Annotated in this window: 24 protein-coding genes; 15 read left to right on the forward strand and 9 right to left on the reverse strand. The window is 71.2% G+C overall.

The features are described from left to right. Positions 1–60 precede the first annotated feature (60 nt). A complete protein-coding gene (locus BW996_RS05875) occupies positions 61–975 on the reverse strand; it encodes an MOSC domain-containing protein (RefSeq protein ID WP_081838269.1) in 915 nt (304 codons plus the stop codon). Positions 976–1,018: 43 nt separating this feature from the next. Between BW996_RS05875 and BW996_RS05880 the strand changes: the two genes are divergently transcribed. Continuing rightward, the gene (locus BW996_RS05880; RefSeq protein ID WP_051632217.1) at positions 1,019–2,185 is read left to right on the forward strand and encodes an FAD-dependent monooxygenase; all 1,167 of its coding nucleotides are present in this window, start codon (positions 1,019–1,021) and stop codon (positions 2,183–2,185) included. A gap of 56 nt (positions 2,186–2,241) precedes the next feature. Next, entirely contained in the window at positions 2,242–2,991 is a 750-nt protein-coding gene (locus BW996_RS05885; RefSeq protein WP_081838268.1) for a DsbC family protein, read from the forward strand. Between the two features lie 7 nt (positions 2,992–2,998). Here the strand turns inward: BW996_RS05885 and BW996_RS05890 are convergent, their stop codons facing one another. The 6 genes from BW996_RS05890 to BW996_RS05915 all read right to left on the reverse strand — a co-directional run bounded on the left by BW996_RS05890 (position 2,999) and on the right by BW996_RS05915 (position 8,712). Then, complete coding sequence (locus BW996_RS05890) at positions 2,999–3,472, reverse strand: CAP domain-containing protein (RefSeq protein WP_139330761.1); 474 nt, start codon at positions 3,470–3,472, stop codon at positions 2,999–3,001. A gap of 198 nt (positions 3,473–3,670) precedes the next feature. After that, positions 3,671–4,477 carry an enoyl-CoA hydratase gene (locus tag BW996_RS05895; protein ID WP_037484838.1) on the reverse strand — a complete coding sequence of 269 codons (807 nt, stop codon included), beginning with the start codon at positions 4,475–4,477 and terminating at the stop codon, positions 3,671–3,673. A 90-nt stretch (positions 4,478–4,567) separates the two neighbouring features. Beyond that, the gene (locus BW996_RS05900) at positions 4,568–5,743 is read right to left on the reverse strand and encodes a DUF3108 domain-containing protein (RefSeq protein WP_037484835.1); all 1,176 of its coding nucleotides are present in this window, start codon (positions 5,741–5,743) and stop codon (positions 4,568–4,570) included. A gap of 16 nt (positions 5,744–5,759) precedes the next feature. Then, positions 5,760–7,499, reverse strand: coding sequence for a M61 family metallopeptidase (locus tag BW996_RS05905; RefSeq protein WP_037484833.1), 1,740 nt, complete (start codon positions 7,497–7,499; stop codon positions 5,760–5,762). A gap of 23 nt (positions 7,500–7,522) precedes the next feature. Continuing rightward, complete coding sequence (locus BW996_RS05910; protein ID WP_241462045.1) at positions 7,523–8,005, reverse strand: DUF3429 domain-containing protein; 483 nt, start codon at positions 8,003–8,005, stop codon at positions 7,523–7,525. 89 nt (positions 8,006–8,094) lie between these two features. Continuing rightward, positions 8,095–8,712, reverse strand: a complete 618-nt coding sequence (locus tag BW996_RS05915) for a pyridoxamine 5'-phosphate oxidase family protein (protein ID WP_037484832.1) — start codon at positions 8,710–8,712, stop codon at positions 8,095–8,097. Between the two features lie 235 nt (positions 8,713–8,947). Between BW996_RS05915 and BW996_RS05920 the strand changes: the two genes are divergently transcribed. Further along, on the forward strand, positions 8,948–9,328 hold the full coding sequence (locus tag BW996_RS05920) for a DUF4148 domain-containing protein (RefSeq protein WP_051632215.1): 381 nt from the start codon (positions 8,948–8,950) through the stop codon (positions 9,326–9,328). A gap of 36 nt (positions 9,329–9,364) precedes the next feature. Here BW996_RS05920 and BW996_RS05925 read toward each other — a convergent pair whose 3' ends face one another. Both BW996_RS05925 and lysS read right to left on the reverse strand, forming a co-directional pair. Then, the gene (locus BW996_RS05925) at positions 9,365–10,246 is read right to left on the reverse strand and encodes an NAD(P)-dependent oxidoreductase (RefSeq protein ID WP_051632214.1); all 882 of its coding nucleotides are present in this window, start codon (positions 10,244–10,246) and stop codon (positions 9,365–9,367) included. A 5-nt stretch (positions 10,247–10,251) separates the two neighbouring features. After that, on the reverse strand, positions 10,252–11,757 hold the full coding sequence (gene lysS / locus BW996_RS05930) for a lysine--tRNA ligase (RefSeq protein ID WP_037484827.1): 1,506 nt from the start codon (positions 11,755–11,757) through the stop codon (positions 10,252–10,254). Between the two features lie 146 nt (positions 11,758–11,903). Between lysS and BW996_RS05935 the strand changes: the two genes are divergently transcribed. From BW996_RS05935 to BW996_RS05985, 12 genes are all read left to right on the forward strand, one after another. After that, the gene (locus BW996_RS05935) at positions 11,904–12,962 is read left to right on the forward strand and encodes a Gfo/Idh/MocA family protein (protein ID WP_037484825.1); all 1,059 of its coding nucleotides are present in this window, start codon (positions 11,904–11,906) and stop codon (positions 12,960–12,962) included. 37 nt (positions 12,963–12,999) lie between these two features. Further along, positions 13,000–13,584, forward strand: coding sequence for an acyltransferase (locus BW996_RS05940; RefSeq protein WP_037484823.1), 585 nt, complete (start codon positions 13,000–13,002; stop codon positions 13,582–13,584). Between the two features lie 3 nt (positions 13,585–13,587). Continuing rightward, positions 13,588–14,865: an AAA family ATPase gene (locus BW996_RS05945; protein WP_081838267.1), complete on the forward strand. Its 1,278-nt coding sequence runs from the start codon at positions 13,588–13,590 to the stop codon at positions 14,863–14,865. After that, a complete protein-coding gene (locus BW996_RS21235; protein ID WP_139330762.1) occupies positions 14,865–15,383 on the forward strand; it encodes a hypothetical protein in 519 nt (172 codons plus the stop codon). The genes BW996_RS05945 and BW996_RS21235 overlap by 1 nt, the downstream gene beginning before the upstream one ends. Before the next feature lie 16 nt (positions 15,384–15,399). After that, a complete protein-coding gene (locus BW996_RS05950; RefSeq protein ID WP_037484821.1) occupies positions 15,400–16,524 on the forward strand; it encodes a DegT/DnrJ/EryC1/StrS family aminotransferase in 1,125 nt (374 codons plus the stop codon). 10 nt (positions 16,525–16,534) lie between these two features. After that, a complete protein-coding gene (locus tag BW996_RS05955) occupies positions 16,535–17,791 on the forward strand; it encodes a lipopolysaccharide biosynthesis protein (protein ID WP_051632213.1) in 1,257 nt (418 codons plus the stop codon). Then, positions 17,788–18,420 carry an acyltransferase gene (locus tag BW996_RS05960; protein WP_241462044.1) on the forward strand — a complete coding sequence of 211 codons (633 nt, stop codon included), beginning with the start codon at positions 17,788–17,790 and terminating at the stop codon, positions 18,418–18,420. Before BW996_RS05955 ends, BW996_RS05960 begins: the two co-directional genes overlap by 4 nt. Position 18,421: 1 nt before the next feature. Beyond that, positions 18,422–19,561, forward strand: coding sequence for a glycosyltransferase (locus BW996_RS05965; RefSeq protein WP_081838266.1), 1,140 nt, complete (start codon positions 18,422–18,424; stop codon positions 19,559–19,561). Positions 19,562–19,580: 19 nt separating this feature from the next. Next, positions 19,581–20,828, forward strand: coding sequence for a glycosyltransferase family 4 protein (locus BW996_RS05970; RefSeq protein ID WP_037484819.1), 1,248 nt, complete (start codon positions 19,581–19,583; stop codon positions 20,826–20,828). Between the two features lie 100 nt (positions 20,829–20,928). Next, on the forward strand, positions 20,929–22,353 hold the full coding sequence (locus tag BW996_RS05975; RefSeq protein WP_139330763.1) for a flagellin family protein: 1,425 nt from the start codon (positions 20,929–20,931) through the stop codon (positions 22,351–22,353). Positions 22,354–22,407: 54 nt separating this feature from the next. Then, the gene (locus tag BW996_RS05980; RefSeq protein WP_076458737.1) at positions 22,408–23,139 is read left to right on the forward strand and encodes a class I SAM-dependent methyltransferase; all 732 of its coding nucleotides are present in this window, start codon (positions 22,408–22,410) and stop codon (positions 23,137–23,139) included. 59 nt (positions 23,140–23,198) lie between these two features. Then, the gene (locus BW996_RS05985; RefSeq protein ID WP_076458740.1) at positions 23,199–23,918 is read left to right on the forward strand and encodes a YebC/PmpR family DNA-binding transcriptional regulator; all 720 of its coding nucleotides are present in this window, start codon (positions 23,199–23,201) and stop codon (positions 23,916–23,918) included. Positions 23,919–23,931: the final 13 nt, after the last annotated feature.

Genomic DNA, 23,931 nt, shown 5'->3' on the forward strand with positions numbered 1-23,931 from the left:
CTTGAAGGGGGCACGGCCGGGCCGCGCAAAAGGATGCGCGATTGTAGAGGCGCGGTCCGCTCAGAAACGCACCGTGCCGCGCCCGCCCTGCCCCACCGCCAGCCGCCGCCCGACGCCCTCGACGATGACCGCGTTCATGCCGAAGCTGATCGCGCCGCCGACGCGCGGATCGGCCCGGTAGCCCGCCAGCGTGTCGCCGGGCTCCTGGCCGGGCACGGCGGTGTCGGGGTCGATGTTCGGGATCGGGCAGCGCGGGCAGGGCTTGACCAGGCGCAGCACCACCGGGCCGTCGGGCGTGGCGATGTGCAGCGCGTCGAGGTGGTCCTCGGCATGCGCGTCCAGGCCGGACAGCACCAGATTGGGGCGGAAGCGCTGCATCGTCACCGCCGGCTGCCCGCGTGCGGCCAGGCGGCGGTTGAGCTCGTCGAGCGCCGCCTGCGACACCACCAGGACGGGATAGCCGTCGGAGAAGGCATTCTCGGCTTCGATCTCGCCGGTCCACTTGCGGCTGGAGAGCCGGCGCTGGCCGGCCTCGAAGCGCACCGCCCGCACCGGCTCGCCCAGGCATTGGCTGAACCAGCGCGCCGCGCCCGGACCGGCCGAGCGCGCCGCGACCTCGTCATCCCAGACCCGCACCCGCAGCCGCTCGCCCAGCGGCTCGGCCGGCAGCGTCAGTGGCGCGAGGCCCGGCGCCTGCACCTGCAGGCTGCCGTCGGCCGCGACCACCGGGCGGATCAGCGCCATGCGCGGGTGTTCGCGCTGCGAGACGAACTCGCCGTCCGCGTCGACCAGCATCCACTCGCGGTCGCCGGCCAGACCGGTGGCGGCCAGCCGAGCCTCGGGCACGCTCAGGCCTGCGCAGGACTTGACCGGATGCAGGTGCAGCGCGGCCACGGTGAAGGCGCTGCTGCCGTCATCAGCGCCATCGTCAGCGCCGTCGGCATCGAAGGGGGCGGAGGTGTCGGGGAAAGGCATTGTCGGGATCTCGGTCGGGCTGTTCCTACAATCTTGCCCCATCATGCTCGTGCCCCCCTTCGCCTCCAGTCCGACCGGCTCCGGACATTCCTCCGCCTCGACGCTCGATGTGCTGATCCGCGGTGGCGGCCCGGTCGGCACCAGCCTGGCGCTGGCGCTGTCGCGCGAGGGCCTGAAGGTCGGCCTGCTGGCCGCGCCGCCCCGGCGCGACGCCCCGCCCGACGTGCGCACCTATGCGCTCAATGCCGGCGCGGTGGCGCTGCTGCGCGAGCTGCGGGTCTGGGATGCGCTGCCCGAGGACGCCCGCACCGCGGTGAGCGACATGCAGATCCGCGGCGACGACGGCGGCGCGCTGGAATTCAGCGCTTGGCAGCAGGGCGTGGCCGAGCTGGCCTGGATCGTCGACGCCGCGGCGCTGGAGCAGGTGCTCGGCGAGGCGCTGCGCTTCGCCCCCCATGTTCAACGCCTGACGCAGCCCGCGCCGGCCGCGCTGACCGCCATCTGCGAGGGCCGCGACTCGGCCACCCGCGAGGCGCTGGGCGCCGGCTTCGAGGCCTTTGCCTACGGCCACCTCGGCGTGGCGGCGCGGCTGGTCAGCGACCAGCCCCACCACGGCGTGGCACGGCAGTGGTTCCGCCACCCCGACATCCTGGCGCTGCTGCCCTTCGACCGGCCGCAGGCCGGCCACGGCTACGGCCTGGTCTGGTCGCTGCCGCAGGACGAGGCCGAGCAGGTGATGGCGCTGTCCGACGAGGACTTCGCCGCGCGGCTGCAGGACGCCACCGGCGGCGCGGCCGGCACGCTGACGGTGGCCTCGCCGCGCGCAGCCTGGCCGCTGCGGGTCGGGCAGGCCGCGCGCTGGTGCGGCCCCGGCTGGGTGCTGCTGGGCGATGCGGCGCATGCGGTGCATCCGCTGGCCGGTCAGGGCCTGAACCTGGGGCTGGCCGATGTGCGGGTGCTGGCACAGGTGCTGGTCGAGGCGCGGCGCAGCGCGCCGTGGCGCCCGCTCGGCGACGAGCGCGTGCTGCGCCGCTACGCCCGCGAGCGCAGCGTGCCGACGCTGGCGATGAGCCGGCTGACCGACGGCCTGCTGCACCTGTTCGCGCAGCCCGCGCCGCCGCTGAGGGAACTGCGCAACCACGGAATGACTCTGGTCCAGCAGCTCGGCCCGCTCAAGCGCTGGCTGACCGCCCGGGCGCTCGACGCCTGACCTCCCGGCCCTCCGCCCTCTGGCCTCTCCCGCACCGATCCCACCAAGGACAATCCATGAAGCTGCCGCGCCCTGCTTTCCCCGCCTTCGCCACCGGCCTCGGCGCCCTGGCGCTGGCCCTGCTCGCGGCCGCGCCGGCCGCGCGGGCCGACGAGAACGTCATCCGCAAGACCCTGGCCGAGCGCTTCCAGAACCTGCCGAAGATCGACGAGGTGCGCCCGGCGCCGGTGGCCGGCCTGTGGGAGCTGCGCATCGGCACCGAGGTGATGTACACCGACGCCAAGGGCGCCTACCTGATCCAGGGCTCGATCATCGACACCGCCACCCGCAAGGACCTGACGCAGGAGCGCATCGACAAGCTGACCGCGATCGACTTCGCCTCGCTGCCGCTGAAGGACGCCATCGTCTGGAAGAACGGCACCGGCAAGCGCCGCATCGCCGTCTTCGGCGATCCGAACTGCGGCTACTGCAAGCGGCTGGAGAAGGACCTGATCAACGTGAAGGACGTGACGGTCTACAACTTCGTCATCCCGATCCTGGGCGGCGACTCGGCCGAGAAGGCCCGCTCGATCTGGTGCGCCAAGGACAGCACCGCCGCCTGGCGCGGCTGGATGGTCGACGGCGTCGCCCCGCCGCGCACGATGGGCCAGTGCGACGCCTCGGCCATCGAGCGCAACGCGGCGCTGGCGCGCAAGCACAAGGTCAACGGCACGCCGGCGATCGTCTTCGAGGACGGCACCCGCGCGCCCGGCGCGATTCCCGCCGCCGAGATCGAGCGCCGGCTGGCCGCGCTGGCCAAGTCCTGAAGCCGGCTCAGCCGAGCCGGTACTGGCAGATCCAGACCTGATCGAGCGCCGGGCAGACCAGCCGCGCGCAGCCGACCTCGCGCGCGGCCGGCGCGACCAGCTGCTGGTAGTGGCTGCAGACCCGGCCCGGCCGGCACTGGCGCGTCTCGGGATCCAGATCGGCGCCCTGCTGCGCCCACTGGTCGACGACATAGACCGGATCCAGCGGCTGCAGCGCGGTGCGGCCGTCCTTCCAGCGGTAGGCGCTGGACCAGTACATGTTCTCGCCGATGTGCAGGTCCGGGCTGGGCTGGGCCTCGCAGGGCTGGCCGCGACCGCGCTCGAGCTGCAGCGCCCACTGCCCGGCCGCACGCGCCATCTCGTCCGACCAGGTCAGCGGCCGCACCCCGGCATGCAGGCGCCACTCGTTGTGGCGCTGCAGCATCGCCTGGCGCGCCTCGGACGGCAGCACGGCGCGTTCGCCGGCAGAAGGCGCCGCCATGACCGGCGAGCACAGAGCGGACAGCAGGACCAGGGCAGGAAGAAAGCGCGGCAGCACGGCAGACCTCGGCGAGGCCGATCGCACCTCCGGCGGATCGGCAGGACAAAAGCCGCCACTATAGTGACGGATTTATCATTTCAATCGCCGAAAAAACGCAGCACCGCACCGTACCGCGGCGAGCCGCGTCGAACCGCCCGTTCAGCGGTGGGTGAAGCCCGGTGCGCGCTTCTCGAGGAAGGCGCCCATGCCCTCCTTCTGGTCGGCGCTGGAGAACAGCGCGTGGAACAGCCGGCGCTCGAACAGCAGCCCTTCCGACAGCGGCGACTCGAAGGCGCGGTCGACGCTTTCCTTGGTCGCCATCAGCGCCAGCAGCGAGTAGCCGCACATCGCCTCGGCGGCCTTGGTGGCCTCGGCATGCAGCTCGGCCAGCGGCACGACCCGCGAGACCAGGCCGGCACGCTCGGCCTCGGTCGCGTCCATCATGCGGCCGGTCAGCGCCAGGTCCATCGCCTTGCTCTTGCCCACCGCGCGCGGCAGGCGCTGCGTGCCACCGGCGCCGGGAATGATGCCCAGCTTGATCTCGGGCTGGCCGAAGCGGGCGTTGTCGGCCGCGATGATGAAGTCGCAGGCCATCGCCACCTCGCAGCCCCCGCCCAGCGCAAAGCCCGAGACCGCCGCGATGATCGGCTTGCGCACCTGGCGGATGGTGTCCCAGTTGCGCGAGATCAGGCCCTTGCGGAAGGCGTTCGGGAAGTCGAACGGATGCATGACCAAGATGTCGGCGCCGGCGGCAAAGGCCTTCTCGCTGCCGGTCACGACGATGCAGGCCACCGTGTCGTCGGCATCGAAGGCCAGCAGCGCCTCGCCCAGCTCGTCCATCAGGCCGTCGTTGAGCGCGTTGAGCGCCTTGGGCCGGTTCAGCGTGATCCAGCCATAGGACAGCGCGTTGGCGCCGCTGCCCGGGCGGGTCTCGACAAGGATGTTCTCGTAGGTGCGTTCGGTCATCGCGGGAGATCCTGAGCGAAGTGGACGGGAGACGGGGAACGGCACAGCACCATGCTGCACCGCAGCAGCCGGGACTATAGAACGACCGTGCTATTTTGTCGCTGCGGGCGAACCCGCCTGCTGCGGCACCTCCGACAGCCGCAGGTCGAGCCAGGTGCTGGCGTCCTGCTCGATGCGGATGCGCACCGGCAGCATCTGCAGCGTCGGCGCATACCAGATCTGCGCGCTCAGGATGCTGCCGCCGCGGCGCACCGCCTCGGCCGCCGCCTCGGGCAGTGCGGTGGTGATCGGCACCGGCCGCACATGCAGCGTCTCGAGCGGGCCCAGCGGCGTGTTCACCGGCTCGCGGGCGCCGACCTCGTAGACCCAGCGCCGCACCCGGTGCGGCAGCGCCAGGTCGAACTCGACGCGCTCGCCAGGCTGGCGCAGTTCGGGTCGGGTCGAGAACAGCCAGACCATCTGGATGAACTGGCTGGCGCTGTCCTGCACATCGGCGCGTGCCGGCATGCGCCGGCCGTCGGCCAGCTGCACGCCCTCGCCGTCCAGGCTCATCAGCACCCGGCGGTCGCGGCCGACGATCTGGCGCGTCTCCTGCTCGTAGCGCTGCGGGCGCAGTCCCTCGGGCGTGATGCGGCCCTCGCTGCTCATGCGCCGCGACATCAGCGGCGCCAGGCTCGGCCCGACCGAGACCTCGAGATGGACCTGGTAGCGCTCGCCCGATCGCAGCCACTCGACCTGAGCCTCGCCGTGCACCTCGCCCTGGTACCAGCCGGTGAGCGTGTAGCGCAGCCGGGTCGAGACCGGCCACTCGAAGGCTGGGCCGGACGCCGCCGCCGCTGGAGCAACCGCCGGAGCGCTCGCCGCGACCGCGATCTCCGGTGGCGCCGCCGCGACGCTGCCCGGCGCGGCCTGCGGATCGAAGTCCGGCGGCTGCGGGCCGGCCGAAGCCGGCGGGGGCTCGGCGGACACGCTGATCTCGGCGGCATCGGCCAGCAGCGGCGCGGAAGCCGGTGCTTCGGGCCGATCCGGCAGCTGTGCGGGTGCAGCCGGTGCGGCCTGCGGGCGGGCCGCCGGCCGGGGCGCAGCGGCGGCAGCCAGCGGCGGCTGGCTCTGGACGATCTCGCGGGTGTAGACCGCCGACAGGCGCTCGATCGCCGGCTCGCTCGGTGCGGACATCTGCAGCCGCTCACCGAACCAGGCCAGCAGCAGCGCATGCAGGCCCAGGACCGCCGCGCCCAGCGCCGCCAGCCGACTCAGCCTGCGCATCGGGACATCGCGCAGCTCAGGCGCCGGCGCGCGTCAGCCACGCCTCGCGGCGGCGACGCACCGCCGCCGCCGGCTTGCCCTGCAGCGACAGCGCCACCGCGCCCTCGACCTCGCGCCCGGCCGGCAGCGTCAGGCGCAGCAGCCGACGGTCACGCGCCACCAGCAGCGGCAGCGCCTGTTCGAAGGCGCCGTAGAGCGTGAGGTCTTCCGGCTTGACGACGCGCCAGTCGCCCAGCGCCAGGATCTCGTCGCCCGCCGACAGGCCGGCGGCCTCGGCCAGCCCGCCCGAGAGCACCGCCTGCACCTTCAGACCGGCGGCCGCCTCGTTCAGGCGCGCGCCCAGGCGCTGCTGCAGCAGCGGGCGCTCGCGGCGCAGGTCGACGCCCAGCGCGGGCAGCAGCTCGGCCAGCGGCAGGTCCTCGGTGCCGTGCACCCAGGCGGCGATCTCGGGGGCGAAGTCGCGCCGGCCCACGCGGCGCAGCGCGGCCAGGATGTCGTCCTCGCCGATGGGGCCGCCGCCGCTGGCGCGCCAGAGCTCGCGCATCACCTCGTCGAGCGAGCCACGCCCGGCCGCGCGCAGCGTCAGGTCCAGGCACAGCGCGATCTGCGCGCCCTTGGTGTAGTAGCTGACGGTAGCGTTGGCGCTGTTCTCGTCCGGGCGGTAGTACTTGACCCAGGCGTCGAAGCTGGCGGCCGCGGCGCTCTGCACCCGCCGGCCCGGCGTGCCCAGCACCTGGTTGGCGGTGCGCGCGACCAGACGCAGGTAGCGCGCCTCGTCGATCAGGCCGGTGCGCACCAGGAACAGGTCGTCGTAGTAGCTGGTGAAGCCCTCGAAGAACCACAGCAGCCGCGTGTAGTTCTCCTGCTGCAGCGCGTAGGCGGCGAACTCGCGCGGCTTCAGGCGCTTGACGTTCCAGGTGTGGAAATACTCGTGGCTGATCAGGCCCAGCAGCGTGACGTAGCCGTCGGCGCTGCTGGCGTCGCCCCGGCGCGGCAGATCGCGGCGGGTGCAGATCAGCGCGGTGCTGTTGCGGTGCTCCAGGCCACCGTAGCCGTCGTCGGTGGCGTTGAGCATGAAGACATAGCGCTCGAAGGGCGGCGGGTCGCAGCCGTCGTCGCGGCCATGCCAGAAGCGGATCTGCGCCTCGCAGATCTTCTTCGTGTCGGCCAGCAGGCGCTCGCCGTCGAAGCCCGGCAGGGCACCGGCGACGACGAACTCGTGCTCCGCGCCGCAGGCGGTGAAGCGGCCGCGCCAGAAGGTGCCCAGCTCGAAGGGATGGTCGATCAGCGCGTCATAGTCCGGCGCCGACCACTCGCCCGGCGCCACCTCGGGCAGGCCGGTGGCCACCTGCCAGCCCTCGGGCAAGGCGCCCAGCGTGACGCGGTGCTCGTCGGCCTCGCGGCCCTCGGCGCGCAGGAAGACGCCGGTGCCGTTGAAGAAGCCGCGCTGCGCGTCCAGCCAGGCGCAGCGCACCGAGTTGTCGAAGGCATAGACCCGCCAGCTCAGCGTCAGCGCGCCGCGTCCGCTGCAGTCGGCCTCCCAGCTGTGCTTGTCGAGCTGCGTCAGCGTCACCGCGCGGCGGCCCTGGCTGGCCTTCAGATCGCTCAGGTGGCGGGCGAACTCGCGCACCAGGTAGCTGCCCGGAATCCACGCCGGCAGCGACAGGCGCTGGCGCGGGGCCGGATGCGGCAGCGTCATCGTGACGCGGTAATGGTGGCTGCGGAGATCGTCGATCTCCAGATGAAGTCGGATCATGCGGGGCGCGGTCGGTTCGGAGATCAGGCCTGGGCCGCAGCCAGGAAGCAGCTCAGCGCCGCCACCGCGGTGAGCCGGAACCGCAGCGTCAGCCATTTCGACAGGCCGGCGGCGGGATAGACCCGCCGGTCGATCAGATAGCAGGCGATCAGCAGCACCGCCTGGATCACCAGCCCGGAGGCCGGCGGCATCACCACCGACACCCAGGCCAAGAGCGACAGCGTGACGCCGGTCCACAGCCGGCGATGCGGCACCGCCAGCACCAGCATCGCCAGCGCCCAGTGAATGCCGCCCAGGAAGGACACGATGAGGCCGGCATAGACCGCCAGCGACAGCAGCACATAGGGCTGCACGTCGGCGCGCACCACCATCGACAGCAGCGCCCCGAGACCGAAGGGCAGCAGCCCGGCATAGCCCAGGCGCAGCGCCAGCTCGTCAGGCGCGGCAGGCAGCCGCGCGGGCAGCGACGGCGGGGGATCGACAGGCAGCAGGGGCGAGGCGGACACGGTGGATCTCGGCAAGGCAAGGGCGCCGCAGGGCGCGATGCCGGATTGTCACCGCAGCGGCGCGGGCGCGCACGCCGCCAGGCGGATCCTCAGGGCACGCACCAGCGTCCGGACAGTCCGGCGTCGCGCGCATCGAACACCGCGCGGCGATGGCCCTGCGGATCCAGGGACAACCAGTCCATGCGCTCGACCCGCAGGCGCAGCACCGCGAAGTGAGCACGCTCGGCTCGCGAGCTGTCCGCGCGCTCGGTCTCGGCCAGGCCTTCGGCCGGGGCATCGACCTCGGTGACCGCGATGGGCTGCCCGGGACGCTGCGGCGACAGATAGTCCTGCGCGGCGCGGGTATGGCGCAGCAGCGCCCAGCGCGAGGTCACGTCCAGCCCTTCGGTGCTGACCAGGATGCGCCCGCCCAGCCGCAGCTGCCAGCCCAGCGCCCGCGACCAGCACAGCAGCTGCGCACGCGGATCGGCCTGCAGCTGGGCCACCTTGGGCGAACGTGCGTCGGTGTAGAGCAGCAGCGTGCGCGAGGCGACATCGACCTCGCGCAGCACCACGGTGCGCGCCTGCGGCCCGAACTCCGGACAAACGGTGGCCAGCACCGGCTGGCGCCATTCATGGGCACGGTCCTGAGCGGCGCCGGCCAGCTCGCGCCATAGCGTGGCGCCCAGCGCCTCCAGCGTCGGTCCGGACAGGGATGTGGCATTCATCGATCGACTCCAGGCAGCGCCGCCGCGGGATACAGCATCCACGGCCCCCCGGCGCTGCTGACAGCAATGAACAGTGTCCGGCAAGTACCGGACGCACGGCTCAAGGAATTCCAGAAATTCCCGGCTCTATTGTTTATTTATCAGGAATGTTTCATTGAATCTTTAGCGATTTATAAACTCATTTCATCTCAATACAGTCACGGACATGGACAGCACTCACGAAGGAAGCCCCACCATGACCCCCACCAAGAAGACCCTCCCCGCCCTGATCGCCCTGCTGGCCGCCGCGACGCTGTCGGGTGCCGCGTGGGCCGACGAGAGCCCGCGCAGTTTCGGGCATGAAGGTGTCGGAACGCCGAAGACCCGCGCCGAAGTGATCGCCGAGCTGCAGCAGGCGCAGCAGGCTGGCCTGAACTTCATCTGGGACGACAACCACGCACCGGTGCTGACGGTGGCCGCCACCCCGCGCACCCGCGCCGAGGTGATCGCCGAGCTGCGCGAGGCCCAGGCCAGCGGAGAGTTCGAGCGCCTGCATGCCGACGAGCCCGCCGCGGTGCGGGTTCGCCCGGCCGCCAAGGCGCGCAGCACCGCCGGCAGCACGCCGACGCTGCGCTGAGTCCGGCCAGGCCGAGCTGGGCGACCGCGTCGTCGCTCAGCCGCCCGGCGCGGCCAGCTGCCGCCGCCGGAACAGCTCCAGCACCGCACCGTCGTCATGCTCGGCCAGACCGGTCGAGCAGGCGGTGCGAAAGGCCGCCAGCGCCGCCTCGCCAAAGGGCGAGCGCTCGCCGGCGGCCTGCAGCATCTGCAGCGCCAGCGTCAGATCCTTCGTCAGGATCTGCATGTGCGCACGCGGCGCATGGTCGCCGTCGAGCGCACGGGGCATCCGGTCATCGGTGATCCAGGATTGCCCCGAGCTGGCCGAGATCACCTGCTGCAGCAGGCGCGGGTCCAGCCCCAGGCGCTCGCCGGTGGCCAGCGCCGCGGCGCCTGCCACCAGATGCACGCCGGCCAGCAGGTTGTTGATCAGCTTGACCCGGGCCGCGTCGCCCGGCTTGTCGCTGACCAGGAAGGTGCAGCCGGCCAGATCGGCCAGCACCGCGGCGTGCCGCAGCCGCGCCGCCTCGGCACAGGCCAGCATCAGGCTGAGCGTGCCGTTGCGCGCCTTGAGCGGCCCGCCGGAGACCGGCGCGTCCAGCAGCTCGGCGCCGCGCGCGCGCACCAGCCGCGCGAAGCGCTCGACCTCGGCCGGCGCGAGCGTGCTGCAGATCATCACGTCGACCGGCGGCGCCGACAGCACGCCGCCCGGGCCGCACAGCACCTCGTCGACCTGCGCCGCGTCGACCACCGCGATGATCAGCAGCTCGCAGGCCTCGGCCACCGCTGCCGGCGTCGGCAGCACCCGCGCGCCCGACTTCGCGGCGATGCGCTCGGGCACCTTGCGCAGGTCGCGCACGTTGACGCCGTGGCCGCGGTCGATCAGGCGCTGCGCCAGCCCCAGACCGATGTTGCCGATGCCGATGACGCCGATGTCCACGTGCCTCAGCCCTCGCGGCGCAGCGCCGGGAAGAGGATGACGTCGCGGATGCTGGGCGAGTCGGTCAGCAGCATGATCAGGCGGTCGATGCCGATGCCGCAGCCGCCGGCCGGCGGCATGCCGTATTCCAGCGCGCGGATGAAGTCGGCATCGAAGAACATCGCCTCGTCGTCGCCGGCCTCCTTGTTGGCGACCTGCGACTGGAAGCGCGCGGCCTGGTCCTCGGCGTCGTTCAGCTCGGAGAAGCCGTTGCCGTACTCGCGGCCGGTGATGAAGAGCTCGAAGCGCTCGGTGATCGCCGGGTTGGTGTCCGACGCGCGGGCCAGCGGCGAGACTTCCACCGGATAGTCGATGATGAAGGTCGGCTGCCAGAGCTTCTCCTCGACCGCCGCCTCGAACAGGCCGAACTGCAGCTGCGACAGGCCCCAGTGCTTCGGCGGCTCCTCGCCGAGCGACTTCAGCTTGGCGTGGATCGCGTCGGCGTCGTCGGCCTCAGCCTCGGTCAGGCCGGCGTGCTTCACCAGCGAGTCGCGCACCGACAGGCGGGCGAAGGGCTCGTCCAGATGGACTTCCTTGCCGGCGTAGGTCACGCGGGCCGCGCCGGTGGCGGCGATCGCCGCCTGGCGCAGCAGGTTCTCGGTGAAGTCCATCAGGTCGTGATGGTTCCAGTACGCCGCATAGAACTCCATCATCGTGAATTCCGGGTTGTGCCGGACCGAGATGCCTTCGTTGCGGAAATTGCGGTTGATCTCGAACACGCGCTCGAAGCCGCCGACCAGCAGGCGCTTCAGATACAGCTCCGGCGCGATGCGCAGGAACATCTCCTGGTCGAGCGCGTTGTGGTGCGTGATGAAGGGCTTGGCGTTGGCGCCGCCCGGGATCGGATGCAGCATCGGCGTCTCGACCTCGAGGAAGCCGTTGTCGATCATGAACTCGCGGATGCTGGAGACCGCCTTGGAGCGGGCGCGGAAGCGCGCGCGCGCGGCGTCGTCGGTGATCAGGTCGACGTAGCGCTGGCGGTACTTCTGTTCCTGGTCGGTCATGCCGTGGAACTTGTCGGGCAGCGGGCGCAGCGCCTTGGTCAGCAGGCGGATCGAGCTGACCTTGATCGACAGCTCGCCGGTCTTGGTGCGGAACAGCGTGCCCTCGGCGCCGAGGATGTCGCCCAGGTCCCAGCGCTTGAAGTCGGCCAGCTTCTCGGCGCCGACATTGTCCTGGGTGATGTAGAGCTGGATGCGGCCACTGCCGTCCTGCAGCGTGGCGAAGCAGGCCTTGCCCATGACGCGCTTGAGCATCATGCGGCCACCGATGCAGGCGCTGACCGGCGCGGCGTCCAGCGCCTCGTTGTCCTTGCCCTCGGCGGCGGCGTGCAGGTCGGCGGCGTGGTCACGCGGCTTGAAGTCGTTCGGGAAGGCGACGCCCTGGGCGCGGATCTGGCTGAGTTTCTCGCGGCGTTCGGCGATCAGCTGGTTGTCGTCGGCGGGAACGGGGGTGGGGGCGGCGTGGCTCATCGTCGGCTCGGCTCGGCCCGGCCGCGGCGGGCGCGGCAGGCGGGTGTCGTGTGGAGGGAAGGATTTCGCGGCGATTCTAGGCCCGCCCGGGCCGCCGCCTAAAATCGATCGACCGCCTCGCGCGCCTGCACAGCCTCTTTTCCACCATGACCGTCGCCTTCCCCATCACCGACCGCAAGATCCGCTTCGCCCTGGTGGGCTGCGGCCGCATCGCGAAGAACCATTTCGGCGCGCTGGCGCAGCACGCCGACCGCGCCGAGCTGGTGGCCGTGTGCGACAAGCTGCCCGAGCGCGCCCAGGCCGCCGCCGCGCAGACCGGCGCGCGCGCCTTCACCTCGCTGGAAACGATGCTGACGGACGCCGACGCCGACATCGTCGTGCTGACCACGCCCAGCGGCCTGCACCCGCAGCAGGCGATCCGCGCCGCGCGCGCCGGCCGCCATGTGCTGTCCGAGAAGCCGATGGCCACCAAGTGGGACGAGGGCATGGCGATGGTGCGCGAGTGCCGCGACGCCGGCGTCAAGCTCTTCGTCGTCAAGCAGAACCGCCTGAACGCGACGATGCAGCTGCTCAAGAAGGCCATCGACGACAAGCGCTTCGGCCGCATCCACATGGTGACGGTCAACGTCTTCTGGACCCGGCCGCAGAGCTACTACGACGAGGCGCCGTGGCGCGGCCGCTGGGACATGGACGGCGGCGCCTTCATGAACCAGGCCAGCCATTACGTGGACATGGTCGACTGGCTGGTCGGCCCGGTCGACAACGTGCACGCCTACACCGCCACGCAGGGCCGCGACATCGAGGCCGAGGACTCCGGCGTGATGAGCCTGCGCCTGCGCGCCGGCGGCCTGGCGAGCATCAACGTGACGATGCTGACGTACCCGAAGAACCTCGAAGGCTCGATCACCGTGCTCGGCGAGCGCGGCACGGTGCGCATCGGCGGCGTGGCGGTCAACGACATCCAGCACTGGGAATTCGACGCGCCCAGCCCCGAGGACGAGCAGATCAAGGCGGCCAGCTATGCCACCACCTCGGTCTACGGCTTCGGCCACCCGCTCTATTACGCCAACGTCATCGACACGCTGCGCGGCGAAGCGCACGCGGAGGTCGATGGCTACAGCGGGCTGCGCTCGCTGGAGGTGCTGATCGCCGGCTACCGCTCGGCGCGCGACGGCGTGCGCGTGGGTCTGCCGCTGGTGTTCTGAGCCCCGCCCGACCGCCCCTTCAACCCGGAGAACCGACATGGACGCACCCGCCTGGCACCACGACACCGCGATCATCGACGAGGGCGCGCAGCTCGGGCCCGGCACCAAGGTCTGGCATTTCAGCCATGTCTGCGCGGGCGCGCGCATCGGCGCGGGCTGCTCGCTCGGCCAGAACGTCTTCGTCGGCAACGACGTCGAGATCGGCGCGGGCGTGAAGATCCAGAACAACGTCTCGGTCTACGACGCGGTCACGCTCGAGGACGACGTGTTCTGCGGCCCCAGCGTCGTCTTCACCAACGTCTACAACCCGCGCGCGGCGGTGTCGCGCAAGCACGAGTACCTGCGCACCGTCGTGAAGCGCGGCGCCACGCTGGGCGCGAACTGCACCCTGGTCTGCGGCACCACGGTGGGCGAACACGCCTTCATCGGCGCCGGCAGCGTGGTCAACCGCGACGTGCCGGCCCACGCGCTGATGGTGGGCGTGCCGGCCCGGCGCATCGGCTGGATGAGCCGCCACGGCGAGCGCCTGGGCCTGCCGGTGCGCGGCGAGGGCGAGGCGACGTGCCCGGCGACGGGGGAGCGGTATCGGCTGCGGGGCGAGGTCGTGACCAGGGTGGAGTGACACATGGCCGACAACAGCAGCCCACAGGCCACGACTGAGCCCTCGCTCACGAGCCAACGTCACCGCACCACCAAACCAGCGGCCCCTCCGCGCCTGCAGGTCGAACATCTGGGGCCCATCCTGTCGGCCGACGTGACCTTCGGCGACCTGACCGTGATCGTGGGTCCACAGGCCACCGGCAAGAGCATCTTCCTGCAGACGCTCAAGCTGCTGATCGACCGCGATCACATCCACGACACCTTCCGCCACCACAACGTCAATGTCGCCGGACGGGCCGAAGCCTTTCTGGAAGGCTATTTTGGTGGCGGGATGGCCGGGGCCTGGAACAAGGACACCTCGGCGCTGACCTGGAACGGCAGGAAGATCAGTCTGCCGGACTATTGTTCGCCCGGGAAATCGCCCAAAGGCCGCATCAAGCACGAGCGGCTTTTCTACATTCCTGCGCAGCGCGTCATGAGCCTGCCGGGCGGCGTGTCTCAGAATTTCGGTCAATTCAATTACGGCGACCCGTACACGCTGCGCGCATTCAGCGACTCAGTACATGATCTGATTCAGAACGAATTCGGTGCAAAAGGCGAACTGTTCCCTGCACCACGCAAGCTCAATGAAAGTCTGCGCGAACCGATCAACCAACACCTTTTTGGTGACAGCAAGCTGCTGATAGACGAGTCCAACTTCACCAAGCGACTGGCACTGAAGCTAGAAGGGCAGCCCAACTCCCTGGGGTTCTTGTCTTGGTCGGCTGGACAGAGGGAATTCACGCCCTTGCTGATGGGCGTGTACTGGCTATGTCAAGTCCGCCAGCCCCGGCGCATGTCCGGCCAAAGTAAAGACGAAGCGATCGAATGGGTGGTAATCGAAGAGCCCGAGATGGGCCTGCACCCCCAAGGCATCGCCGCTGTGCTGCTGATGGTACTTGAGTTACTGCGGCGCGGCTACCGGGTTGTCATCTCAACGCATTCGCCTGTGGTGCTGGAGATGGTCTGGGCCTTGCAAGAGTTCAAGAAACTTGGCGCGGACGAATCGGATGTCCGCAGACTGTTCGACCTGAAGGCCACAGCCCCGTCCAAGGAACTGGGCAGAACAGCGCTCGAGAAGAACTACCGGGTTTATTACTTCGATCGGCAGCACACTGTGCGCGACATTTCGAACCTCAGCCCTGGCGCCGAGGCGATAGCCGAATCCGAATGGGGAGGCATCACCGGGTTCTCTTCGAGGGTCAACGATGCGATCGCATCAGCAGTGAACAGAGCTGACGCACGAGCAGGGAGGGTACGCTAATGGCGGGAAAGAATCGCACCAGCCGACCGGCCCCTGAATCGGCATTCGCACAGGCCGCCCGCGCAGCAGGACTGGAACCGCAATCTGGCAAATCTGCGGTCGAGTCCAAATACCGAGAGGCAGTAGCCTTGACGAGCGGGCACAAACACACCGCGAGCATCGATACCGATGCACATTTCTGCAAAGAAGAGCCGAACGAACCACGCTGGGACTACGGCTTGGGTCTTTCAACGACGGCGGGTGAGGAGTTCTTTCTTTGGGTCGAACCCCACCCGGCATCCAGTACTGGCGAAGTTCAGAAAATGCTAGACAAACTCAACTGGCTGAAGTGCAAGTTGAAGACCGCCCCTTTTGCAGAACTTCTGGCGCTGGAGCAATCTGCCAGACCGCACACGAGCGTCATCTACCGGTGGCTGGCAGCCACGGGAGATAACCGCATTCCGCATAACAGCAAAGAAGCCCACAAGCTGGCTCTGGCTGGACTGTCTCACCCCCAACGATTCGTTCGGCTGCCCTGATTCAGTCGCAATCCTCATGCAATTCATCGACCTCAAGACCCCGTACGCCGCCCTGAAGACCGACATCGACGCGGCGATCCATCGCGTGCTCGATCACGGCCAGTACATCATGGGGCCGGAGGTGAAGGCGCTCGAGACCGCGCTGGCGGCCTTCGCAGGCACGAAGCACTGCGTGACGGTGGCCAGCGGCACCGAGGCGCTGCTGATCGCGCTGATGGCGCTGGGCGTGAAGGCGGGCGACGAGGTCATCACCACGCCCTTCACCTTCGCCGCCACGGCCGAGGTGATCGCGCTGCTGGGCGCGCGGCCGGTCTTCGTCGACATCGAGCCCGACACCTGCAACATCGATCCGCGCCTCGTCGAGGCGGCGATCACGCCGAAGACGCGCGCCATCATGCCGGTGAGCCTCTACGGCCAGGTCGCCGACATGGCCGAGATCAACGCCATCGCCGCGCGCCACGGCCTGCCGGTGGTGGAGGATGCGGCGCAGAGCTTCGGCGCCACCTACCAGGGCCGGCGCAGCGGCGCGACCAGCACCATCGGCTGCACCAGCTTCTTCCCGAGCAAGCCGCTGGGCTGCTATGGCGATGGCGGCGCGCTCTTCACTGACGACGACACGCTGGCGCAGGCCGCGCGTGAGATCCGCGTGCACGGCCAGAGCGCGCGCTACACGCACACCCGCGTCGGCGTGGGCGGGCGCATGGACACGATCCAGTGCGCGGTCGTGCTGGCCAAGCTGCCGCGCTTCGAGTGGGAGCTGGCGCGCCGGCGCGAGCTGGGCGCGCGCTACCGCGCGCTGCTGACGCCGCTGGCGGCGCGGCACCCCGGCTTCGGCCTGCTGACGGTGCGGCCGGACCGCGACTGCGTCTGGGGCCAGTACACCGTGTTCGTGCCGGAGCGCGCCAAGGTGCAGGCGGCGCTGCAGGCCGCCGGCATCCCGACCGCCGTGCATTACCCCAAGCCGCTGCATCACCAGGCCGCCTACGCCGCGGGCTGCTGCCCCGACTGCTGCCCGAACAGCATCGCGGCAGCCGCTCGCGTGATGAGCCTGCCGATGAGCCCGGATCTGACGGAGGCCGATCAGGACCGCGTCGTCGCGGCGCTGGCCCAGGCGCTGGCCGGACTGGCCGCCAGCGCCTGATCGCCATCCGATGAGCGATTCCCCCGCGCCGCCGGCCGGTCGGGCGCCGGCCGGGCTGCTGCGCGCCAGCCTGATGCTGCTGCTGGGCAGCGCGGCGGCGCAGGCCATCCCGCTGCTGCTGGGCCCGCTGCTGACGCGGCTCTACAGCCCGGACGAGTTCGGCCGCTTCCAGCTCTTTGCCTCGGTGGCGGTCAATCTGGCGGTGATCGGCTGCGGCCGCTACGAGTTCGCGCTGCCGCTGGCCCGCGACGAGGCCGAGGCCCAGGCGCTGCGGCGGCTGTCGCTGCGCCTGCTGCTGGCGCTGACGCTGCTGTGCGTGCCCGCCGGCGCGCTGGTCGCCTGGCATCGGCACGAGCCCGGATGGCTGGCGCTGCCGGCAGCGGTGGCCAGCGCCAGCCTGGCCTCGCTGGCCACGCTCTGGGCCACGCGCGAGCAGCGCTTCGCCGACATGGCCGCGGCGCGCTTCAGCCAGCACACCGGCACGACGCTGGTGCAGCTGCTGCTGGGCTGGCTGCACTGGGGCGTGGGCGGGCTGATCACCGGCAGCATCGCCGCGGTGGCCGGCGCGATCGCGCTGCTGCGCCTGCCTCTGGGCGGGCTGCGCCACACCCCGGCGCCCGAGCGCGCCCTGGAGCGCGAGATGGCGCGCCGGCACCGCGAGTTCCCGCTGCTCAACACCCCGCATGCCTTCGCCGGCGCGCTGCAGGACACGCTGGCGGTGGCGCTGATCGCCGCCCAGCTCGGGCCGGCGGCGGCCGGCTTCTGGGCGCTGTCGCTGCGCTATCTGAAGGCGCCCGCCACGCTGGTGGGCGGCGCGGTGTCGCAGGCGCTCTATCCGAAGCTGGTCGCCGCCGGCGGCAGCACGCCGGCCGCGCGCGCGATGGTGCGCCGGGTGATGGCGGTGCTGCTGGCCGGTGGCGCCGCGCTGGCGCTGGGCCTGCATCTGCTGGCGCCGGTCGTGTTCGCCTGGTTCTTCGGCGACGAATGGCGCCCGGCCGGCGAGCTGGCCGCGGTGCTGGCGCCCTACATCGGCGTGCATTTCGTCGCCGCGCCGCTGGCGGTGGTGACCATGGCCTGGCAGGCGCAGGGCTGGGCGCTGCGCCTGGCGCTGCTCGGGCAGCTCGCCTTCGTCGGCGCGCTGGCACTCGGGCTGCACCTGGGTGGACTGCAGGGCGCCGGCCTGGCGGTGTCGCTGGCGATGCTGCTGTACTTCGGCTTCTACTTCTGGCGGCTGGCCACCTGGCCGGTCGAGGAGACCCCGCGATGAACACCCTGGCGCTGCGCGCCGCCCTCAACCGCTGGCGCCGCCGCCTGCTGTGGCCGCTGCGGTTTCGTGTGCTGTTCGGCGAACGCTCCCAGGGGCGCGACCTGCCGCACACCCGCATCGCGCCGTCGACCTGCATCGAGCACGAAGCCGGCCTGCGCCTGGGCGACCATGTCTTCATCGGTCACTTCAACCTGATCGAGGCCAGCGCCGGCGTGACGATCGGCGACGGCGTGCAGATCACCAGCCACTGCGCCATCGTCACCCACAGCTCGCACCGCAGCCTGCGCCTGCTCGGGCCCGCCTTCGCGACCTGGGCCGGACCGGGCGAGCGTCCGGGCTGGATCGCCGCGCCGGTGGAGATCGGCGCCTGGAGCTACATCGGGCCGCACTGCGTCATCGAGGCGGGCAGCCGCATCGGCCGCGGCAGCGTGGTCCGCGCCGGCACCCGGGTGAGGGGTTCGTTTCCGGATTTCGCGATCCTGGAGGGCAGCCCGGCGCAAGTGGTCGGCGACAGCCGCGACGGGGATGCGACACTGCTGCAACGACATCCGCAATGCAGGGAGCATCACGCCGCCTGGAGCGCCGCACCGGCGCCCGGATCGGCTGACGACGACACACACCGCCGCTGACATGGCCCGACGACTGATCCGCGACCTTCCCGAAGCCCTGCCAGAAACCGACCCGCCTGCCTACGGCCGCTGGCGCCATGTGCTGATCGGCGACGCCGAGAGCCCGCACCTGCTGAAATGGGCGCGCGCGCTGGCGCCGCAGGTCGACCTGTGGGTGGCCTCCAGCCGCGGCTTCGCGCCGGGCTTCGACACGCTGGTGCCCGAGCGCTGCCGCTTCGCGCTCGGCGAGGACACCCGCCACGGCGGCGGCAATGTCGGCGTGCTGCGCCGGCTGCCCGAGCTGGGCCGCTGGCTGCAGCAGGTCGACGCCGACTGGCTGCATCCGCACTACCTGACCTCGCACGGCACGCTGACCGTGGCGGCCAAGAAGGGCTGGAAGCTGCGCGGGCGCATCTGCGCCTCGGCCTGGGGCAGCGACATCCTGGTGACGCCGCAGCGCGGGCCGCACTACCGCTGGATCACCTCGCAGGTGCTGCGCGCCAGCACGCTGACCACCAGCGACTCCGAGCACATGGCCGCGCAGATGCGCCAGCTCGGCGCCGCCGAGGTGCAGGTCTTCCCCTTCGGGCTGGAGCGGATGCCGCCCGCGCCGGTGCGCAAGGCGCCGTGGACCTTCTTCGCCAACCGCGGCCTGGAGCCGATCTACCGCCCCGAGCGGGTGATCGCCGCCTTCGCGAGCCTCGCCAGCGCCTACCCGGAGGCGCGGCTGACGGTGGCCAACGACGGCTCGCTGCGCGGTGCGCTCGAGGCGCGCGTGGCCGAGCTGGGGCTGTCGCGCCATGTCGAGTTCGTCGGCAGGCTCGACGCGGCGACGCAGCAGCGCCACTACGAGCAGGCGCAGTGGTACCTCAGCCTGCCCTCGAGCGATTCGGTGGCGGTGTCGGTGCTGGAGGCGATGGCCAGCGGCTGCATTCCCGTGCTGTCGGACCTGCCTGCCAACCATGAGCTGGTACGCTCCGGTCACAACGGCCTGATCCTGACCGACACGCCCATCGAGCTGATGAACCTGCCGATGCAGCTCGCACCGCTGCTGCCGCAGGCGCTGGAGATCGGCCGAGACAACCATGAATGGGTGCGGCTGCACGGCCAGTTCGCGCCGGCGGTGGTCGGCCTGCTCGACCGCATGGCCGAGCTGATGTGAGCCGCTGCCCCGGAGCCCGATGAATCTTCTCTACCTGAACCACTATGCCGGCGCCCCTGCGCTCGGCATGGAATTCCGTCCCTACTACCTCGCGCGCGAATGGGTGCGCCTGGGCCACCGGGTGCAGATGGTGGCCTGCGCGACCTCGCATGTGCGCGCCACCGCGCCCACGCCGCGTGGCCGCCCGGTCGAGCAGCCCGAGCACCAGGACATCGACGGCATCGACTATCTGTGGTTTCCCGGCCCGCCCTACCAGGGCAACGGCCTGGGCCGGGTGAAGAACATCTGGGCCTTCCTGAGCCAGGTCTGGCGCGCCGCGCCGGGCATCGCCCGGCATTTCCGCCCCGACGTGGTGATCGCCTCCAGCACCTACCCGATGGACATCTGGGTGGCGCGGCGCCTGGCGCGGCTGGCCGGCGCGAAGCTGGTCTTCGAGGTGCACGACCTCTGGCCGCTGTCGCCGATCGAGCTGGGCGGCATGTCGCCGCACCACCCCTTCATCCGGCTGTGCCAGAAGGCCGAGGACGATGCCTACCGCGACGCCGACGTGGTCGTGTCGATGCTGCCCAAGGTGCATGCGCACATGGCCGGACGCGGCCTGGACCTGCGCAAGCTGCACATCGTGCCCAACGGCATCACGCTCGACGAATGGGAAGGCACGCCCGAGCCGCTGCGCGAGGACGTGGCCGGCGCGGTCGCGGCGGCGCGGGCCGCGGGGCGCACGGTGGTGGGCTACGCCGGCTCGATGGGCCTGCCCAACGCGCTCGACACGCTGCTCGACGCGGCCAAGCGGCTGCGCGACGCCGGTGCGGCGATCGCCTTCGTGCTGGTCGGCGGCGGCCACGAGCGCGCGCGCCTGGCCGAGCGGGTGCGCACCGAAGGCCTGGAGGCCAGCGTGACGATGCTCGCGCCGATCCCGAAGCGGCAGATCCCGAGCTTCCTGGCCGGCATCGACATCGCCTACATCGGCTGGCAGCGCGTGCCCATCTACCGCTTCGGCATCGCGCCGAACAAGCTGATGGACTACATGATGGCCGGCTGCGCGGTGCTGCACTCGGTCGAGGCCGGCAACGACCCGGTCGCCGAGGCTGGCTGCGGCCTGACGGTGGCGCCGGAAGCCCCGGACGCGGTGGCCGAAGGCCTGCGCCGCCTCGCCGCGCTGCCAGCAGCCGAGCGCCGCGCGATGGGCGAGCGCGGCCGCGCCTTCGTGCAGGCGCATCACACCTACCCGGTGCTGGCGCAGCGTTTCATCGACGCGGTGCGCTGAAGCCGGTGCGCGGCGGCCCCCGATTCGGGATCGAATTCAGGATCGGATTCGGGAGCTGATCCACGGCTGGCCGGGGGCCGGCCGCGCCTAGCATGTGCGGATGGCCCGTCTCTCCGCGATGATGTCGGTCGCGCAGGCCGGCCTGATTCGCCTGCCTTCGGAGCAGGAGCGCCTGCGGCCGCTCGAGCGGCTGGCCACAGGCCTGCGCATTCAGCGCGCAGGCGACGATGCGGCGGGCCTGGCGATCGCCGAGCGGCTGACCACGACGCTGCGTGCACAGGGCGTGATCGGCCGAGGCCTGAACGAAGCCATCGGTCGGGTCCAGCAAGCCGACGACGGCCTGGGGCGCATCGCCGAGCTGCTGCAGCAGGGGCGCGAGCTGGCACTGGCCTCCGCCAGCGCCCACCTCGACGACAGCGACCGGGCCGGGCTGCAGCAGGGCCTGCGCGCGCTGATCGACCAGATCGACGCCATCGCCACCGGCACGCGGCTGTTCGGCCACAGCCTGCTGAGCGCGCCGCGGACCTCGGGGCTCACGCCGACCCTGGACGAGGTCTTCGGCCAGACCGGACGCACCCTGTCGCTGAACTCGGGCCTGCGGCCGCTGGCCTATCTGCCCGCCGGCATGCGCAATGTGCAGGTGGAGATCGACGCACTGGGCGCCGACGACGACCTGCAGGTCTTCACGACCGATGGCCGTCATGTGCTGGGCACCGGCTTGCACGACATCGGCTGGCGCGGCAACGGCATCGGCACGGCCGAGCAGCTCGAGGGCCAGGTGATGCTGCGCACGCTGGGCTTCGAGGCCGGCGCACGGCTCGAGGCCGGCGCGCTGCTCGATGGCCGAAGCGGCTTCGTCGACCCCGGCGTGCCGGGCGGCGCACCGGTCAGCCTGATGAGCACCAGCCTGGGCGGCATGACCCTGGGCTACAGCGGCGACGGCGACCACCATGACGGCACGCCCGACGACGGCCAGGTCAGCGGCCCCTGGCGCCACGAGATGCTGACGATCGGCGAGGTGACACAGCCGCTGCTGCTGATGGTGACCGGCGCCGGCCGCTTCGAGGCCCGCGCCAGCTGGTCGGATGCGCAGGCGGTCGACCGTGCGATCGACCGCTCGCGGCTGAGCGTGCTGCTGCAGGCCGATGCGGGGCAGCCGGTGCAGCAGATGTCGCTGGAGGTGCTGCCCGCCGACAGCGGCTCGCTGGGGCTGTCCGGCGTCGGCCTCGCCAGCCGCGAGGCGGCCGAGTCCAGTCTGACCGCGTTCGATCGGGCGATCGGGCGGGTCGGCCAGTACCGCGGCCGCTTCGGCGCCCTGCACGGCCAGCTCGAGCGTGCGCTGGACCTGGGCGCCAGCACCCTCGAGAACCTCGGCGCGGCACGTGGGCGTCTGCTCGATGCCGACATGGCCACCGAGCTGGGCACGCTCACCCGCCAGCAGGTGCTGGCCCAGGCCGCTCAGGCGCTGCAGGGGCAGGCCGCCGCGCTGCCCCGGCAGGTGCTCGGCCTGCTGCTGGGCGGGTGATTCGGGACATCCTGACCTCGCCGGCCGGCCGCCGCCGTGGCAGCATCCGCAGCCATGGCCAGCCCTCCTCTACCCGACGCTCGCGCCGATGGCGAGACCGCCCGCATCGAACAGCGCTACGCCCGCCGCGCCGCCGCCGGCCTGGCCGATCGCTACAGCCTGCTGCAGCCCGATGTCTGGCAGACGGTGCAGGAACGCCAGCGCGCGATGCTCGGCCTGTTCGCGCGCCACGGCTGGCATGACCTGGCGCAGCGGCGGGTGATCGAGGTCGGCTGCGGTGCCGGCGGCAATCTGCTGGAGCTGCTGCGCGCCGGCTTCCGCCCCGAGCACCTCTGCGGCCTCGAGCTGCTGGCCGAGCGTCATGCCGAGGCCCGTGCGGTGCTGCCCGCCAGCGTGGCGCTGCACTTGGGCGACGCCTGCGCCGCGCCGCTGCCCGAGGCCGGCGCCGATCTGGTGCTGCAGTCGACCGTCTTTTCCTCGCTGCTGGACGACGCCTTCCAGCAGCGGCTGGCGGCGACGATGTGGCGCTGGGTGAAGCCAGGCGGGGCGGTGCTCTGGTACGACTTCACCCTGAACAACCCGCGCAACCGGGATGTGCGCGGCGTGCCGCTGCAGCGGGTGCGCGCCTTGTTTCCCGAAGGCCGGATCGAGGCGCAGCGGGTGACGCTGGCACCGCCACTGGCGCGCCCGGCGTGCCGGATCTGGCCGGGGCTGTACCCGATGCTCAACACGCTGCCGCTGCTGCGCACGCATGTGCTGGCGTGGATCGCCAAGGACGCCGGCTGACCGGCCAGCGCCAGCGCTGGCGCTAGACTGCCCGGCTGACCTCGAACACAGGAGCCGCCGTGGGCGCGCAGTGGAAAGCAAAGCACAAGGACCTGGCCGCCAATGCCAAGGGCCGCCTCTTCGGCAAGCTCGCCAAGGACATCATGATCGCCGCCCGCCACGGCGCCGACCCGGCGGCCAATGCCCGGCTGCGGCTGGTGATCGAGCAGGCGCGCAAGGTCTCGATGCCCAAGGACACGCTGGACCGGGCGATCAAGAAGGGCGCGGGCCTGACGGGCGAGTCGGTGCATTTCGAACACGTCGTGTACGAGGGCTTCGCGCCGCACCGCGTGCCGGTGATGGTCGAGTGCCTGACCGACAACGTCAACCGCGCGGCCTCCGAGATGCGCGTGCTGTTCCGCAAGGGCCAGCTCGGCACCTCCGGCTCGGTCGCCTGGGACTTCGACCACCTCGGCATGATCGAAGCCGAACCGACCGACGCCAAGGCCGGCACCGACCCCGAGATGGCCGCCATCGAAGCCGGTGCGCAGGACCTGGAAGCGGGTGAAGAAGACGGCACGACGCTGTTCTACACGGCGCCCACCGAGCTGGATCTGGTCAGCCGCGCCCTGCCCGCCCACGGCTTCACCGTGCTGTCGACCAAGCTCGGCTACAAGCCGAAGAACCCAGTCGCGCCGGACAGCCTGAGCGCGGAACAGCTCGAAGAGGTCGAGGCTTTCCTGGCGGCGCTGGATGCGAACGAGGATGTGCAGAACGTGTTTGCGGGGCTGGGCGGCTGATCGCGCACGACGG

It is taken from the genome of Sphaerotilus natans, assembly GCF_900156335.1.
Taxonomy (GTDB): Bacteria; Pseudomonadota; Gammaproteobacteria; order Burkholderiales; family Burkholderiaceae_C; genus Sphaerotilus; species Sphaerotilus natans.